The 16,608-nt window shown below is 29.1% G+C and carries 16 protein-coding genes; 2 read left to right on the forward strand and 14 right to left on the reverse strand.

Features of this window, described 5'->3' with window-relative positions:
• Positions 1 to 157: 157 nt before the first annotated feature.
• From LJD32_RS03020 to LJD32_RS03065, 10 genes are all read right to left on the reverse strand, one after another.
• Positions 158 to 2,515: an ABC transporter permease gene (locus LJD32_RS03020; RefSeq protein ID WP_227391751.1), complete on the reverse strand. Its 2,358-nt coding sequence runs from the start codon at positions 2,513 to 2,515 to the stop codon at positions 158 to 160.
• A 1-nt stretch (position 2,516) separates the two neighbouring features.
• Positions 2,517 to 3,215 carry an ABC transporter ATP-binding protein gene (locus LJD32_RS03025; protein WP_227391752.1) on the reverse strand — a complete coding sequence of 233 codons (699 nt, stop codon included), beginning with the start codon at positions 3,213 to 3,215 and terminating at the stop codon, positions 2,517 to 2,519.
• A gap of 103 nt (positions 3,216 to 3,318) precedes the next feature.
• Positions 3,319 to 4,158 carry a Cof-type HAD-IIB family hydrolase gene (locus LJD32_RS03030; RefSeq protein WP_175301203.1) on the reverse strand — a complete coding sequence of 280 codons (840 nt, stop codon included), beginning with the start codon at positions 4,156 to 4,158 and terminating at the stop codon, positions 3,319 to 3,321.
• 91 nt (positions 4,159 to 4,249) lie between these two features.
• The gene (locus tag LJD32_RS03035) at positions 4,250 to 6,343 is read right to left on the reverse strand and encodes a heavy metal translocating P-type ATPase (protein WP_227391753.1); all 2,094 of its coding nucleotides are present in this window, start codon (positions 6,341 to 6,343) and stop codon (positions 4,250 to 4,252) included.
• Positions 6,344 to 6,345: 2 nt separating this feature from the next.
• Positions 6,346 to 6,573, reverse strand: a complete 228-nt coding sequence (locus LJD32_RS03040; protein WP_022002136.1) for a DUF6110 family protein — start codon at positions 6,571 to 6,573, stop codon at positions 6,346 to 6,348.
• A 71-nt stretch (positions 6,574 to 6,644) separates the two neighbouring features.
• Positions 6,645 to 8,258 (reverse strand): amino acid ABC transporter ATP-binding/permease protein, encoded by a 1,614-nt coding sequence (locus tag LJD32_RS03045; RefSeq protein WP_227391754.1) that lies wholly within the window; start codon positions 8,256 to 8,258, stop codon positions 6,645 to 6,647.
• The gene (locus tag LJD32_RS03050; protein WP_227391755.1) at positions 8,248 to 9,951 is read right to left on the reverse strand and encodes an ABC transporter ATP-binding protein/permease; all 1,704 of its coding nucleotides are present in this window, start codon (positions 9,949 to 9,951) and stop codon (positions 8,248 to 8,250) included. Before LJD32_RS03050 ends, LJD32_RS03045 begins: the two co-directional genes overlap by 11 nt.
• The gene (locus tag LJD32_RS03055; RefSeq protein ID WP_032091488.1) at positions 9,944 to 10,267 is read right to left on the reverse strand and encodes a nitrous oxide-stimulated promoter family protein; all 324 of its coding nucleotides are present in this window, start codon (positions 10,265 to 10,267) and stop codon (positions 9,944 to 9,946) included. The genes LJD32_RS03050 and LJD32_RS03055 overlap by 8 nt, the downstream gene beginning before the upstream one ends.
• The gene (locus tag LJD32_RS03060) at positions 10,260 to 10,622 is read right to left on the reverse strand and encodes a YbaN family protein (protein ID WP_032091489.1); all 363 of its coding nucleotides are present in this window, start codon (positions 10,620 to 10,622) and stop codon (positions 10,260 to 10,262) included. Before LJD32_RS03060 ends, LJD32_RS03055 begins: the two co-directional genes overlap by 8 nt.
• A 136-nt stretch (positions 10,623 to 10,758) precedes the next feature.
• Entirely contained in the window at positions 10,759 to 11,562 is an 804-nt protein-coding gene (locus LJD32_RS03065; protein WP_032091490.1) for a metal-dependent transcriptional regulator, read from the reverse strand.
• A gap of 182 nt (positions 11,563 to 11,744) precedes the next feature.
• Between LJD32_RS03065 and LJD32_RS03070 the strand changes: the two genes are divergently transcribed.
• A complete protein-coding gene (locus tag LJD32_RS03070; RefSeq protein WP_147579896.1) occupies positions 11,745 to 12,101 on the forward strand; it encodes a hypothetical protein in 357 nt (118 codons plus the stop codon).
• Between the two features lie 11 nt (positions 12,102 to 12,112).
• Here LJD32_RS03070 and LJD32_RS03075 read toward each other — a convergent pair whose 3' ends face one another.
• The 3 genes from LJD32_RS03075 to LJD32_RS03085 form a co-directional block, all read right to left on the reverse strand.
• On the reverse strand, positions 12,113 to 12,985 hold the full coding sequence (locus LJD32_RS03075; protein ID WP_147579897.1) for a MurR/RpiR family transcriptional regulator: 873 nt from the start codon (positions 12,983 to 12,985) through the stop codon (positions 12,113 to 12,115).
• Positions 12,986 to 12,998: 13 nt separating this feature from the next.
• Positions 12,999 to 13,799, reverse strand: coding sequence for an MBL fold metallo-hydrolase (locus LJD32_RS03080; RefSeq protein WP_227391756.1), 801 nt, complete (start codon positions 13,797 to 13,799; stop codon positions 12,999 to 13,001).
• Positions 13,800 to 13,866: 67 nt separating this feature from the next.
• Positions 13,867 to 14,334: a DUF2798 domain-containing protein gene (locus tag LJD32_RS03085; protein WP_227391757.1), complete on the reverse strand. Its 468-nt coding sequence runs from the start codon at positions 14,332 to 14,334 to the stop codon at positions 13,867 to 13,869.
• Positions 14,335 to 14,534: 200 nt separating this feature from the next.
• On the opposite strand from LJD32_RS03085, the gene LJD32_RS03090 reads away from it, so the two are divergent.
• On the forward strand, positions 14,535 to 15,353 hold the full coding sequence (locus LJD32_RS03090; RefSeq protein ID WP_227391783.1) for a ThiF family adenylyltransferase: 819 nt from the start codon (positions 14,535 to 14,537) through the stop codon (positions 15,351 to 15,353).
• On the opposite strand, the gene LJD32_RS03095 is transcribed toward LJD32_RS03090, so the two are convergent.
• Complete coding sequence (locus LJD32_RS03095; protein WP_175301193.1) at positions 15,331 to 16,602, reverse strand: serine dehydratase subunit alpha family protein; 1,272 nt, start codon at positions 16,600 to 16,602, stop codon at positions 15,331 to 15,333. The genes LJD32_RS03090 and LJD32_RS03095 overlap by 23 nt on opposite strands.
• Positions 16,603 to 16,608 lie beyond the last annotated feature (6 nt).

Here is a 16,608-nt window from a genome sequence, read left to right on the forward strand (position 1 = left end):
AAAAGGAGGAAAACCAGGACCAGACATCATCCTAATTTTCCTCTTAAAAAAGCACAGAATATTTTAGAGGGAATACTGATTCCACATCAATATCCCCCTTAATAATTTAGAGCGAATTTCGCTAAAGCACTCGATTATTTAGAGCGCCCTTATTTTTTTATTCAACATTCTTCAACGCTTCATCCATTGGGATTTTCTTGATTTTTCTCATTTGAATCATCATGACAAACAAATAAGAAATAACTGTCATAATAAACATCTTGATATAAACACTACCCTCTACATAGAAAGGAAGCCATCCTGCATATTCTTCAAAAACAATTTTGAAAGCATAAGATAAGATCCATGTTGTTATTCCAAAAGAAAGTAACGTTGAAATCATAATAACAATCGTTGTGGCATGAACATACATTTTTTGTATTTCTTTTGATGTATATCCAAGAATTTTAACCATGGAAATCGATACTTTATTATTTTCAATAATCATCTTTGTAAGAAGATAAATAAGCATGATAAACATGATCATCGCAAAACCTTCAACCAGATAAAACATTTCCCCCATTGAAACATTTAATTGTCTTGATACTTTTGTTAAATCATCTTGAGTAATGGTTGATGCGATATAGTCATCTTTTAAATCTGTTATTTTTTTATTAGAGAAATAACCATTGAAGTATCCATCTTGACAGTTGAAAACTTCATTAAAATATGACTTTGACATATAAAGTGCCATACTACCAGGTGCATCATAAATACCTTTAATTTCAAAAGTATAACGTAAATCTTTATAGCTTTCTTTTAAAGAAATACGATCTCCTTTTTTTAAATTATATTTATCAGCAACATCTTTTGAAATATAAACGCCTTTTTTTGGTAATGATTTTATATGAATATATTGACTATTATTTTGTAAACCATAGAGACTAATATCTTCTTCTATTGTACTTTCTGGAAGTGTTTTTAATGAATAAAGTGAAAAAGCTTCTGCCCCTTTGGTTTTAGTTTTATAGTTATCATACATTTCATCATATTGATCATCAATCAAACTTAAGAAACTATCTCTAAATTCTTGAGGAATCGTTTGAAAAACTTGTTCAATGGCTGTGGTATCAACTGATTCTGGTGTATTTAAAATATATTGATATTTAGCAGTCATATTATTAACAACAATATCTTGATAATGATCGAGAACAGGATGCATATCCATTCCAAACATTAATAAAATAATTGCGAATAAAACACCCACAAATAATGTAATATAACCTGATAAATTATTTAAAATAACACTTAATCTAAATTGAGAAAAGAAGCCCAAACGATGCAATACCAATGTTTTTTTATTCTTTTTAACTTTTTTAATATCTCTTTTCATAAATTTAAGAGGTGATAATTTTAAAGATTTCATTAAAATACCATAATTAATTAAAACCATCATAATAAATGGAATGATTGTCGTTTTAATGAAAGCATCCCCAGACCAAATCGTTACATAAGTTGGTAAGCTATAACTTCCATAATACATACCTGCCATGACATCTTTAAAATATGTATATCCTAAAATATTTCCTACAATACAAGCAACTAAGGAAACAAGAATAGGTAATGTCATATATTGAATCAACATTTCTTTTTTTGTATATCCCATAGCGCGAAGTGTTCCAATCATTGGTGCTTCACTTTCAATAGTATTTTTAGTAGTGATTGCAAAGACAAAGGCAAGAATTCCAATAATGATATAAAGTAAAACTGTCATCATTGCTTCATCTCCACCCATATCATCACCTGTAAAATGGATGGCTTGGTTAGCGTATTGAGGAATATAATCATCAATTCCTGAAACATTTTTAACAAGTACATTTAAAAAATCATTACTGGCATTAACTTCATTATCAACATCTTCATTATATGTCCAAGCGTAGTTATAATAGATTTTAGCGTCTTTAAAGCTTTCAAATCCTTCATTAGAAACAATTCCTACTCCAAATTTAATAGCATCAAACATTAAATCACTATTTTTTGAAAAGAGAGCACTATAATCTGATAAAGCGACAAGTCCAGTAATTTTTAATTTCTTTTTACCAACTTTGATTGTTTGACCTACTTGATAATTGTTATTATCGGCATACATACGGTCAATTGCTATTTCATTTTTACTTTGAGGAAGTTTTCCTTCCATAATACATACTTGATTGACTTTGTTTCTTGGTTTAAAGAGACGAATTGTACTTGTAGATTCTACTTCTTCTTCAATGTAATTAAGATCATAAATTGTGACACCTTCTTTTTCTAAAGTCTTTTTATTTTCTTTTGAAAGAGAATCATTTAAACGAAAATGTCCATCTTCAATATTGTATTTATCAAAACTGTCATTATAAGCCTTGATCATTGAGCCATCAGCCACTAAAAATCCTGAGATAAGGCCAATAGATCCTGCCATAAACAAAAATATAATTAAATATTTCGCAATTTCATCTTTTAAAATATATGGTAATCTTTTAAATAATGGATTCTTCATTTTACCAATTCAAATCCTTTGCTGGAATTTTATGTGTATTTTTAATATTTTCACGAATACGCCCATCATGTAAATAAATCACACGATCAGCCATATCTTTAATTGCATCATTATGCGTTACAATAATAGTTGTATTACCATATTTTTTATTAACATCTTCAATCAATTGTAAAATATCTTTTGATGTATGATAATCTAAAGCCCCTGTTGGTTCATCACAAAGCAATAAATCTGGATTTTTAATGATTGCACGTCCTATTGAAGTTCTTTGTTGTTGACCACCAGATAATTGGTTTGGTTGTTTATAACGATGTTCTTTTAAACCAAGTGTTTGTAAAAGTTCTTCTTTATCTAATGGATTTTTACTTAAATATTTTCCTACATCAATATTTTGTTCAACATTTAAATGTGAAATCAAATTATACATTTGAAAAACATATCCCAAATGATTGCGACGATAATCTGTTAGATCTTTTTCTTTTAATGTTGAAATTGTTTTCCCTTGAATCATAATTGTGCCACTATCTGGTTGATCAATTCCTCCAATAATATTTAGCAGTGTTGATTTACCAGAACCTGAAGGCCCAAGTAAAACACAAATTTCACCTTTTTCTATTTCAAAATCAATACCTTTTAAAACTTCTGTCTTATATTCATCTTCACCAAAGCTTTTTTTAAGATCCTTGATTGATAAAAACATAATATCCCCCCTCCTATAGTTAGCCTAATCTAACTAACTATAGAATACTATCCCTTTCCTTTTTTTTCAAGTATCTCAAAGAAAAAAACGGATTTCTCCGTTTTTATAACTCAATATGTTTCATAATGGCCTTGGCAATACCATCATTATTATTTGTATCTGTAATTTCATTAGCTACTGCTTTTAATTCATCTGAAGCATTTCCCATAGCCACACCTAAGCCAACATATTCAACCATTGATTTATCATTTTGAGCATCCCCAAAAGCCATCATTTCTTCTTTTTTATAACCCATAGGAATTAAAACACTATCTAAAGCTTTGGCCTTATCAACACCTTTTGCAGTATATTCAAAATAGAAATCAGATGTAAACATACAGTTTAAACGATCTTTAAATGGTTCCATCATTTCCTTATAATGTGCTTGTAAATAGTCTGGATCACCAAATGTAAGAATTTTATTGATTTCAAAATCAACAAAGGCTGCTAAATCTCTTTTTTCACATAAGATGTAGTTATTTCCTCTTGATTCATATTGCATCACATTAAATGGTTTTCCTTTATATGTAATTGTATTATCAAAAACATCATTAACATACATATATTCATCTTTATCAAACATTGGTCTTGCTTTAAAATTCTTTAAATGTTCTAAGACAGCTTTACTATCTTCTACTGAAATCGCATGATTATAAAGTGTTTCATGACTTTGACAATCAACTACTTTTGAACCATTGAAACATACAAATAAACCATGATGATTTTCCATATCTAATTCTTCAGCAAGTTTTAATAATCCACTTGTTGGTCTTCCTGAAGCTAAAACCAAACGTACCCCTTTATCTTGTGCTTTTAAAAGGGTTTCTTTAGTAAGTGGTGTAATGACTTTTTCATCATTGACTAAAGTCCCATCAATATCCATAATTATTACTTTAATTGCCATAATCTATCTCCTTTTCTATTAGTATAATAAAGCACTTTTACAACTTCAACATACTTTCATAAAAAGAAAAAGAAACAGAAAATATCTGTTTCTAATGTAATAATGAACGTGTTGAACCTGAAGCAATTAAGAATGTACTTCCATTATGAAGCATGGCGAGCATTTGTGGTGTAAGTAAACCTAATGCTCCTAAAACAATAAAGGATGTATTTAACCCAACAATCAAACGATATTGACTATGAATACGTTTAAATAAGCCTTCTGAAATCATTCTTAAAGCAACGATATCATTTAATGAATTTGATACAAGTGTAATATCTGCAAGTTCACGCGCAATGTCTGAGCTATCTTGAAGTGAAATCGAAACATCTGCCATGGATAAGGCTGGTGTATCATTAATACCATCTCCTACCATCACAACGGTATTTCCTTCTTTCTTTAAACTTTCAATATAACTTGCTTTATCTTCTGGTAAAACTCCTGCTCTAAAATCATCTAAATTTAATTGTTTCGCAATTGCTTTTGCACAGTTAGGACTATCCCCTGTAAGCATAATGACTTTATCAAAACCAATATCACGAAGTTCTTGAACAACTTCTTTAGCTTCTGGTTTTAAAGGATCATAAATACTAATAATACCTGCAAGCTTTTTAGCAATAGCTAGATAAATAAGGGAACTTGAACCTTTACTTTCAAGTGAAGAAATCAAATCTTTAATTTCTTGTGTCATTTCTACACCTTCATCTTCAAAGACAAAATGACTGCTTCCAATAATAACATCTTCACCATTTAAGCTTGTCGAAATACCATGAGCAATCACATATTTTACTTCCGCATGTTCTTCACGATGTTTTAAGTTTTCAACTTCTGCTTGATGAACGATGGCATTAGCCACACTATGTGGGAAATGTTCTTCTAGACAAGCCGCAATTTTTAAAACTTCTTCTCTTGTATAATCTTGTAAAGGAACGACATCTAGTACAACAGGTTTGGCATGTGTTAAAGTTCCTGTTTTATCAAAAACAATCACATTTGCATCCTTCATGCTTTCTAAATGTTTTCCACCTTTAACTAAAACATTATGCATTGAGGCTTCTTGCATTGCTGAAATCACTGAAATTGATGTTGATAAACGAATCGCACAAGAATAATCCACCAATAAAAGAGCAGTAGCTCTTGTGAGATTTCTTGTAAATGCCCAAACACCAAAGAATCCTAAGAAACTATAGGGAACAATGGCATCAGCCATATGTTCTGCTTTTGATTGAATGGATGCTTTTAATGATTCATTGGTATCAATCATATCAATAATTTTAGCAATACGACTTTCATCTTGTAAGTTTCTAACTTTAACAAAAATCTTTCCTTCTTCAATTAACGTTCCCGCATAAACCGTATCATTTAATGTCACACGTTTGCTTAATGGTTCACCTGTAAAGCTTGATTCATTAACCATGGCTTCACCATCAATGATTTCCCCATCAATAGGAACCATGCTGCCTGTTTGAACAATAACAGTTTGTCCTTGTTTTAAATCAGACATCGCAATTTCTTGTTCTTGTTCATCTTTATAAATCCAAACTTTATCAAATTTATTCATCAAGCTATCACCTAATTGTAAAGTAACTTTTTGACGTGTGTAATCTTCTAATAATTCAGAAATTTTAAGCATCAACATAATATTGCTTGCTGTATTAAATTCTTTGCGTAATAAAGATATCCCAATACTTGTTGCATCTAAAACTGGAACATCAATACGTTTATTTCCAAGTGAAGCAATCCCCGCTTTAAAATAAGCAAGTGCTTTATAGATGGCAATTCCTTTACCAACAACATTTGGTAAAAAGAGCTTAACAGCATATCTCTTAGCAAAAATTTTAATTAATTCATGTTTAAAGCTTTGATCAAGTACTTGTAAATTTTGAGAACAATTTTTAGGAATTTCTCTATTTTGTAAAGTACTTAAATCATAACTTTTTAAATAACCAAATACTTCATTTTTATAATGTTCATCGAAAACCAATAGAAGACTTCCATTTTTATAATGTGCTTCTACATATCTTACATATTCAAGTTTTAAAAAATCGCTTTTTAAAATAGTTGCTTGTTCATTTGTAAAAGCATATTGTCCAAAACGAACACGTAATCTTCCATCGATTTCATGAACTATTTTAAAATTACTCATCGTTATTGTGCCTTACTTTTTTCTACTGCTTCAGCATAGACATCTTGAGCATCTTCTTTAATAGAAGTAACAGTTGCTTCTACGTTATCTTTTACTTGCATTCCACTAGCTAATCCTTTAACAGCTAATTCTCTTGCTTTATTGCTTTTAGCGAACTTTGAAGTGACAACAGCAGTAACTGCTCCTCCTACAAATGTCCATAATTCTTTACTTTTAAAAAATTCTTTCATCTTAAAATCCTCCATTCTTTTTTACATTATACGATATTTTCTAAAAAAATAAATAATTTTTTATTTCGTTTCTATTTTTTTATCATTCCTTGCTCTATTTCAATAATTTCATCACATAAAGCAAGAGATGACTTTCGATGACTAACAATAATAATCAATTTTTCATCTTTAATTTGTTTTAAACTTTCTAACAGGGCTGCTTCATTTAAACTATCAATACGACTTGTTGGTTCATCTAATAAAAGAATCGGTGTTTTTCTTAAGAAAGCACGTGCTAGACCAATTCTTTGTTTTTGACCACCCGAAATATTTTCATCATAAATCGTTTGATAGCCTTGTGGTAAAGACATAATAAAATCATGAATTTGTGCTTGTTTACAAGCTTCTATTACATCTTCTTGACTATAAGCAGGATTTAATAAAGTAATATTATGATATAACGTATCTTTAAATAAAAATGTTTCTTGATCAACATAGCTGATATTTTCTTTTAAAGTGTGACTATTGATATTTTCAATGGATTCATGATCAAATAAAATCTCACCTTCACCTTGATAAATACGCATCAATAATTTCAATAAAGTTGATTTACCACAGCCACTTTTACCAAGAAGACCATAGGTTTTACCAAATTCAAAGGTATAATTGATTTGATGTAAAATTTCAGTAGATGTATTTGGATAATGAAATGATAGATTTTTTACTTCGATTGGTAAATTTAAAGTGGTATTTTTATTTGTAATTTCTTTAAGTAATGGTTCTTCATCTAATAGATTTAAAATACGTCTTGCACAAGGGAATACTTGATTCAAATTGTTTGCGAGATTTGCTAGGGCAATCGTTGGTCCAAAAGAAGATGATAGAGCCATCATTGGAATCAACAATTCTTTAGAAACATGATTCTTGATCAATAAAATAGAAATAACAATCGATAAAATAATCAGCCCATCAGAAAGTATTTGTTGAAAACTTTGATGTTTGATTAATTTTTGATGTGTTTGGGTTAAATTATTTTGATAATCCATCATCTGTTCAAAGCGTGTTTCTTGTTGACTAAATTGTATAATTTCTCTTTTTCCTAAGACTGTTTCCAAAACAAAAGTATTATAATTAGCAAGTAAAAAACGATAATTACTTCCCTCTTTTTGACTCACTTTATAAGTGATATATGGAATCAATATACCCATGATACCATAACAAACAAAAGCAAGTATCCCAAAAACAAAATGATAAGAATCTATAAAACAAATCATAATTACACTATAAATAAAGGCAATCATCACCGGCGAAATAGTATGAGCAAAGAAAACTTCTAAGAGTTCAACATCACTTGTCAACATTGCAATAATATTTCCTTTATCTTCATTTTCTAATTTAGCTGGTGCCAGTTCTCTTAATTTTTCAAAGACTAAATGACGAATATGGGCCAATACTTTAAAGGCAATATAATGATTACATGCTTGTTCTATGTATCGTAAGATTCCTCTTGAAAATGCACAAAGAATAATTAATTTAACAACAAGTGAAAAGGAAATTACTTTACAAAAAGCGAGAATGATAAAAACGGTAATAAAGGTTGCTGTTAAATGCCCTAACACACCTAAAATAATTGCCAATAACATAATCATTAAAAAAGGACGTACTAATTTTAATAAAGAAATAATTAATTTTGTCTTATCTTTCATTTTCAATAATCCTTTCTAAATTCTTTTGATTTTCCACAAGCTCTCTAAATAAATTAGCTTGTTTAAATAATTCCTCATAACTTCCTTGTTGAATCAATCTTCCCTCTTTCATCACAAAAGTAAGTTGACTTTCTTTACAATGGACCATGCGATGTGTAATAAAAATAACAATTTTATCTTTAGCTAAACGTTTCATAATTTTTAAAATAATCTCTTCACTTTCACGATCAACATTATTCGTTGCTTCATCAAAAATATAAACATCACTTTCACGCAATAACGCTCTTGCAAGAGCTAATCTTTGTCTTTGTCCACCTGATAGATTTTTAGCTCCTTCATTGAGTTGAAACTTTAATCCTCCTTGATTTTCAAAGACCTCAAATAGTTTTACTTCTTTTAAAACAGCCATCATTTTTTCTTCATCAATACATCCTGACATTGCAAGATGATTAAAGACTGTCCCTTTTAAAATATATGTTTCATCTTTGATCAACGTTATTTTTTGATAAAGTGTCATTGTTTCTGATATTGTTTCTTGATTATAAAGAATTTTACCTTTTTGAATTGGATATAAATTCATTAGTAGTGAAGCAATCGTACTTTTCCCTGAACCCGATTCTCCTACAATCGTTAAAAACGTTCCCTTTGATAAAGAAAATGAAATATCTTTTAAAATAATTTTTTCATCATAGCCAAAAGTTACATGTTCAAAAGATAAAGTTGAAATCGATTCTTGATAACTTTCTTGAATATCATCCAAGCTATCCAATAGTTTAAAAATTTTATCTGCTGCCGCGTTTCCATTTTGTCCAATATGAAAATAACTTCCTAACATTCTTAAAGGTAAAAAGAATTCAATAGAAATCATTACAATAAAAACAAACATCATAAAAGTAATATGTTGATTTAAATATTCTTGTAAACCCAAAACAACTCCTAGACCAAAACCACCATAAGCTACCAGATCCATCACACTAATCGAATTCAGTTGCATAATTAAAACACGCATGGTTTTCTTTCTAAAATCTTCTGCTTCCCTATCCATTTTATCTTGATAATATAAATCACTTTGATAATATTTTAAAGTTGTAAGTCCTTGTAAATTTTCTAAAAAAGAATCCGCTAATCCTGTATAACTATTCCAATATTTCGCTAATAACCTTTTAGCTATTTTTTGTACAACAACAATAGAAACAGGAATAAGTGGTACACATAAAAGCAAGATAAGCGCTACTTTTAAAGACATAAAATCAACAACGATAAATAAAGTAAGTGGTGCCAACATGGCATAAAAGAATTGTGGTATATATTTAGAAAAATAAATTTCTAATTGATCAATACCTTCACTTGTAAGTTGAGTAAGCGTCGATTCTTTAAAAACTGTTGTTTGTTTTTGATGATATATCTTATCAAAAACACTTTTTCTTAACTTTGTTTTAATCGTTTCAGTTAAAGATAATGCTTGTTTATTTTGTGTTGTTTGTAAAAAACATTTTAAAGCAAATAAACAAATCACACTTAATAAATAAAAAACAAGTGAAAAAGATTGTTTTAGATAAAGACAAGATAAAACATAACTATGTAAAAATGTCAGTAGAATATGACAAACTAAAACCAACCATTGAATCAAAACTAACCCATAAACATTTTTCATTTCCGCTTTAAAAGTTTTTAATAATCTTTTATTAAACATTTTTTCTTCTCCTTTCTTTAAGTGAAAGCCATCCATGTTTGATTGTAAGAAGTGGATGGTAAAAAAGCATATATTTTCCAGAAAAGCGCATCACTTTTTTTACTTGACTTCGATATTCTTTTTGATAACAATGAACTTTACATCCACTACAAAAAGTTTTAGTTTCCATAAAAGGACATTTATCAATACGCAAACAAGCGTACTTATAAAGATCTTCACACATCTTACTTTCTTGAGGATGTTTTCTTTGATAAATATCAATCATTACCTTTAATATTCTTTTTTCATTTTCTCTTTTTTGATCTATTTTATTCATTAATAATCTCTACTTTCTTTAACATAATAAAATGATGAATACTCATTACCATCAATAAACATATCTTTCCAATCCATACAGGTGTAATCATTACAGCAATCAAAAAAATAAGTGTTACTGTAAATAATGACTGATTCCTTTTCTTTTTGGTTGTCTTTCTTTCAATGACCATTTCATTGATATATTTTTGATAAAGTTTTGTTTGAATTAAATATTCATGAAATCTATCTGAACTTTTTGAAAATAAAAAAGCACTTAAAAGTAAAAATGGGGTCGTTGGCAATATTGGTAAAACCACACCAATCGCTCCTAAAATAAATGATATAATTCCAAATATAATAAATAATATTTTCATGTTTCCTCCTGTAGTTAGTTATACCTAACTATTATCATCATATCTGTTTAAAATAAAAAAACAAGCATTTGATTTGTTTCACCCATGAAACAAAATGCTGTTTTTTTCATGTTTTATAATACTTTTTCGTGTTTCATCAATGAAACAGTATTTTTAAAAGGGCAAGATTTTCTGGCATATGTCCTTTTAATAAATTAACCTTTAATTTAACCGTAAGCGATGTTTGCATCAATCTTTCTTCTTTTGTATAAAAGAAATTTAAATCTGTAATAGGTATATAGAAACAATCATTTTTTTCAAAACAATCACATTCCTTATTCTGAATAAGATATTTCATCGATTTTAATTTAGAAGAAATCGTAATTCTTTCTTTTAATAATTCTTTTTTCATTTCAATTGGTTGAAATACAAGAAATCCTTGATGGTGCTCAATTAAAAGATAGGCAGGATGCTCAAAACCTCGATTAGCCATTGAATGAACATTTGCATCTTTATAATGAAATAATGTAAAAGAAAAATTATATTTACCTGGTTCTAAATGATGTTCTAAATAATGTCCTGAAAATTCTACAAGGTCTCCTAGTTGATCAAAAACTTTATTAAAATGAATACGACTACAAATGCGTTCAATGGTTTCATCATTAAGTGTCGTATAGAGTTTGATAGCTTCTTGACGAGCCTCTTCTTCATTTAGGTGACTTGTTTCTTGTAGCCAATAGGTTAGATTCTTTATTTTTTCTTGAATTTTTTCAATATATTCTTGTCCTTTTTTTGAAAGCTGACATTTACCTTTATCTAAAGTTAATCCTTGTTCATAAAAAGTATTGATCATTCTTGACATTGTTGCTTTTGAAACATTCATTTTTTTAGCTAGTAATGTGACTGTTATTTTTTTATTTTCATTCATTAATAATAAGCTTTTTATTTTTTCTGTTGTCATTTTAATCCCTCATATTGTAAATTAGCATAAGCTAACTAATATGTCAATGTTAATGATATTAACATTTAAAGCTCTTACATTTTTAGGAATTTGTTAATGGGATTTAAAATGATATCTAAATGCTTTATCTTTTTTATCATTCATTCTATAATATACTTGTATTAAGAAAGAGGGAATAAAATATGAGTATCAATGAAATTAATGAACAAGCAAAAGAATCTTTAAAAAAATATTTTAAGGACAGTCAAGACATCCAACATGATGATGACACTAAAAAACAATTAACAATTGAAGAAATGTATCAATCAGTTGATGATGAAATCAAAGAACAAGAAAAGAAATTAGAAGAATTACATCAAATGCGTCATGCATTACAACATAACGCTAAAGAAGCTTATGAAGCGGTTTATGGGAAAACTGATGAAGCAGCAGAAGTAAAACATACTACTGTTGAAGAAATGGAAAAAGAACTTCATGAAAATGCTGAACATCAAATGGAATATGTCAATGAATTAAAAAATAAATCTTTAAAAAAATAGGTCAACTCGACCTATTTTTCATTTATATATTCATCTTCACTTTGACGATCATCAACATATGAAGCAACTACAATTTTCGTTTCTAGATTTTTTTTATAATCATACGAAAAGACACCTGCATATAAAATATCAAATAAATATTTTAAAGAGGTTGTTGAAGCAAAATCACCTATTTTAATATGTAACATTTCTCTTGAAGAAAGATACAAATGAACATCCGCCAATCTTGAAATAGAATTTTCTGCCATACAAGTAATTGAAATAAATGGAATATTTCTTTTATGATAAATTTCTGCAACTTCCACCATTTCTCTTGTTTGTCCTGAATAAGAAATAATGATTGCACAATGACTCTCATCGGCAAGACAGGCACTTCTTTTTTGACCCGTTACTTGATCAATGACTTGAACATCTTTACCAATATACATCATTAATGTTTTAAAATGTTTCGCTAGTAAAACATGATCGAGAACACCATAAACATCAATAACTTGTGCTTTTTGTAATAAGCGAACCGCTTCTTGTAGATCATCATGATGATTAAGTTGCTGTGTATCTTGAATGGTTTCTTTTTCTAATAGAGCAAGATTTTTTGTAATTGTCATCAAATCATCACTTAATAAAAAAGGAATAGAAGCATCTACATCTGTTTCTTCTAACATATAAGAAAGTTCTTTTAAATAAGCACTTTTAAATTCATTAAAACCACTATATCCTAACTTCTTAGCAATTCTTACAAGCAAAGGAGCGCTTGTAAACGTATTCCTTGCTATTTCATTAGCAGACATTTTTTCAATATTCATTCCTTGATCAATAATATAATCAACAATTTCCTTCTCTGTTTTTGAAAAATGTGTATTTTCTATTTGATTGACAATGAGCATAAAAATCTCCTTTCTATAATTCTATTGTTTCTAAATCATTAGGAACATAAATCTTCCCACTAAAATAATCTTTTCCTTCTTTTGTATAAAGTTCTTTACGATTTTCAATATTTTGATCTTCGCTGTGATATAAAACCACATTTTTTACTTTTAATTTTTCAGCAAGCTGACACGCATCTTTAACTGTTGAATGATGTTTTTCATAAGGATGAAAAATATCTGCTTGATCATATAAACAAAAAGCTTCATGTAATAAATAATCACTCTTTAAAGCATATTTTTCATTTTCTTCGTTATAAGGTTCATCCCCACAACATGTTAATTTTCTTTCTTGATCAAGTTCCATCATAAAACCAAATTGTTTAGCTTTCGTTGAATGAATATCAAAGAAAGTTACTTTCTTACCAATAATTTCTTTCGTTTGACCATCGTTTACAACCACAAGATGTAAACGGTCATGAATAAATTTTGTTTGCTTACTTTGTAAAAGCATTTGAGAAATCGTTTCTAACATCTCAATCACTTCTTGATGACCATAAATATAAGCTTCTCCTTCATATTTACCAGCTGCCATATTTTGACAAATCAAACGAATCATCCAAATCATCCCTAATAAATGATCAATATGTTTATGTGTGACAAAAATATGTTTTACATCTTTCCAATTGATCCCTGCTTTTTCAAGTTGATTTAAAACTGTATTGCCCCCACCAGCATCAACCATCAAATAATCATTTTCATTTTCAATGACAAAACAAGTATTATAGCACTTTGTCACAAGTGCATTTCCTGTTCCAAGCATTGTTAATTTCAAGTAAATCCCCCCCTCATCCTCTTTTATTTTAGCGAAAGAATTTTTCTTTGTAAAATAAAAATAGAGCCTAAGCCCTATTTTCTCTAAATATTTTTCCAAAGACAAATCTTACGATTGGTCCAGCAAAACATAATTGTAAGAAAAATGCCATTGGGAAATTTAAAACTGTTGTTTGTAACCAAACAGCAATGATTTGACTTCCTGCATTTTTAAATAAAAGTGTTGCTGCAAATGACATACATGGACACATTAAAATAATAGATACCACTGAAATCGCAATTACTAAATGAAATGGATGATCATTTTCTAAATCAACAACTTGAAATGCTTTCTTTTTAGCTAAATGTCCAATAATGAAAAAATCTAAAATAAAAGCAACGGGTCCCATAATCACTAATTCATGAAAAGCATCTAAGAATACTTGATTTGTCATACCTCCTACATTTAAGGCAATGTTATAACAAATCATAAAATAAACCATCATGAAAACCATCATAATTGTAAAAATAATTTCTTGAAATTTTGTTTTTGGCATAAAAAAACCTCCTTATGATAATGAATTGTGTTGTTCGTTATCACTCAAGGAGTGTGCGTTTCCAATAGATACCAAATATTTAATTTAAAGCCGAGTGTTATTCTACAAAAATATTTTTTTAAAGTCAACAAAAAATATTGACTTCATCCTATAAGTGATTACTATATTTCATAGTGTTTTACTATGATTAAGAAGAACCTATATTAAACCAATTTTCAAGAACACAATTATTATATGGAAAAGAAGCCATAAATAAACCTCAAGATAGCCATGTAGCCATTTTTGGTCTAGGTGGTATCGGCGGTTATGTAGGCGAAGCGCTTATAAGAAATGGAATTGGCTCTTTTGATTTAATAGATGATGATAAAATTTGTCCAACAAATCTCAATCGTCAAATCATCGCTACATTTGATACAGTTGGTCAATATAAAACAGATGTCATGAAAGAAAGAATGTTAAAAATCAACCCAAAAGTCAACATTCAAACACATCAATGTTTCTTTTTACCAGAAAATGCTACTGATTTTTCATTTGAAGATTATGATTATATTATAGATGCAGTTGATACAGTTTCTGCAAAAATCGAACTTGTTTTAAATGCCCAAGAACACAATATTCCCATTATTTCAAGTATGGGAGCTGGAAATAAAGTTGATCCTACCCAATTTAAAATCACAGATATTTATAAAACAAAAGTATGTCCTCTAGCAAAAGTCATGCGTAAAGAGCTCAAAAAAAGACATGTTAAAAAATTAAAAGTTGTTTATTCTGAAGAAAAATCAATTCGCCCAATTGATGATTTATCCATCAGTTGCCGAACACATTGTATATGCCCACCAGGAACCAAAAGAAAATGTACTGCCAAAAGAAATATTCCTGGAAGCAATGCCTTTGTTCCTTCAACTGTAGGTCTCATTATTGCCAGTGAGGCTATTAAAGATTTAACTTCAAAAAAAAAATATGGAGTATTGACAAATCAATACTCCATATTGTCTATTATTCATGAATCATCATCTTGATAATTTCTTTATTTGTTTCCTTCATTCCTTCTCTACCTAATCGCCCGACACTTTGAATCGTTGCCTCAACATCTTCCATCACAAGTCCGTCCCCTGATTTAAATTCTTGTCCATTTTTGTACATATGATATCCTAAAATAGCCGCATCAATACTAGAAGCAATTTTTGCTGCACAAGAAGCTTTGGCTCCATCACAAACTATCCCCGAAACATTGGCAAGTGTATTAACAATTGTATGAATGACAGCTTGATAATCTTCATCGTATAAATAAGCAATTCCTGCACCAGCTCCAGTAGCGGCACTTACTGCCCCACAGTAAGCTGATAAAGTTCCAATACCACTTTTTTCATGAATCGCCACAAGGTTAGATAGAGCTAACGCTCTAAACATTTTTTCTTTTGAAACCTTTAATTCTTGAGCATAGATAATAACAGGCAAAGAACATGTCATACCTTGATTGCCACTACCCGAATTAATAACAACCGGCAATTCGCAACCATTCATTCTCGCATCACTACCAGCTGCAGCATAAGCCTTCGCTTTATTTTTTACATCATTGCCAAAAGATTTTAAAAGAACTTTTCCAATATTAGCTCCATAATTATCATTTAAACCTGCACAAGCTATCGCATAATTATAATCTAGTTGTCTTTCTAAAATTTCTTGAATATCGATCAAATCGACAGTCGTTATAAAGTCATAAATATCTTTTATATCTAATAATGAGCGATCTGCTTTTTCCTTTTTTATAATACTTTTCTCTTTTTGAAGTATTTTTCCATTTTTTTCTATACAAACAACATGCATATGAGAATCACTTATTCTCACTTTTACATACTCTTTTTTATTCCAAACCGTTATTATGTAATCAAATACTTTTGAACTATCCAAAAAATGTTCTTCAAAATCTACTTTTTCTATATATTGATCAATTTCTTTCTTTGTTTTTTCATCAATTTGACTTAATACTTCTAAATATTTATCATCATTGCCTCCTATGATTCCAGCACAAACAGCTGCTTTAATTCCTTTTAAATGATGTGTATGAGGAACAATGACACTCTTTACATTTTTTATAATACTCCCACTTGCTTCTACAACAATTTTTGTAGGTAGATGATTTAACACTTTTCTAGCAAGACTTGCTCCATACGCTAATGAAATCGGTTCTGTACATCCCATAGCAGGAATCAATTCTTCTTTTAATATTTGAACATATGTTTGATATTTTTGTTCTGTCTTTTTCATATAAAT

It is taken from the genome of Faecalibacillus sp. TM498, from assembly GCF_020589955.1.
Lineage (GTDB): Bacteria > Bacillota_I > Bacilli_A > Erysipelotrichales > Coprobacillaceae > Faecalibacillus > Faecalibacillus intestinalis.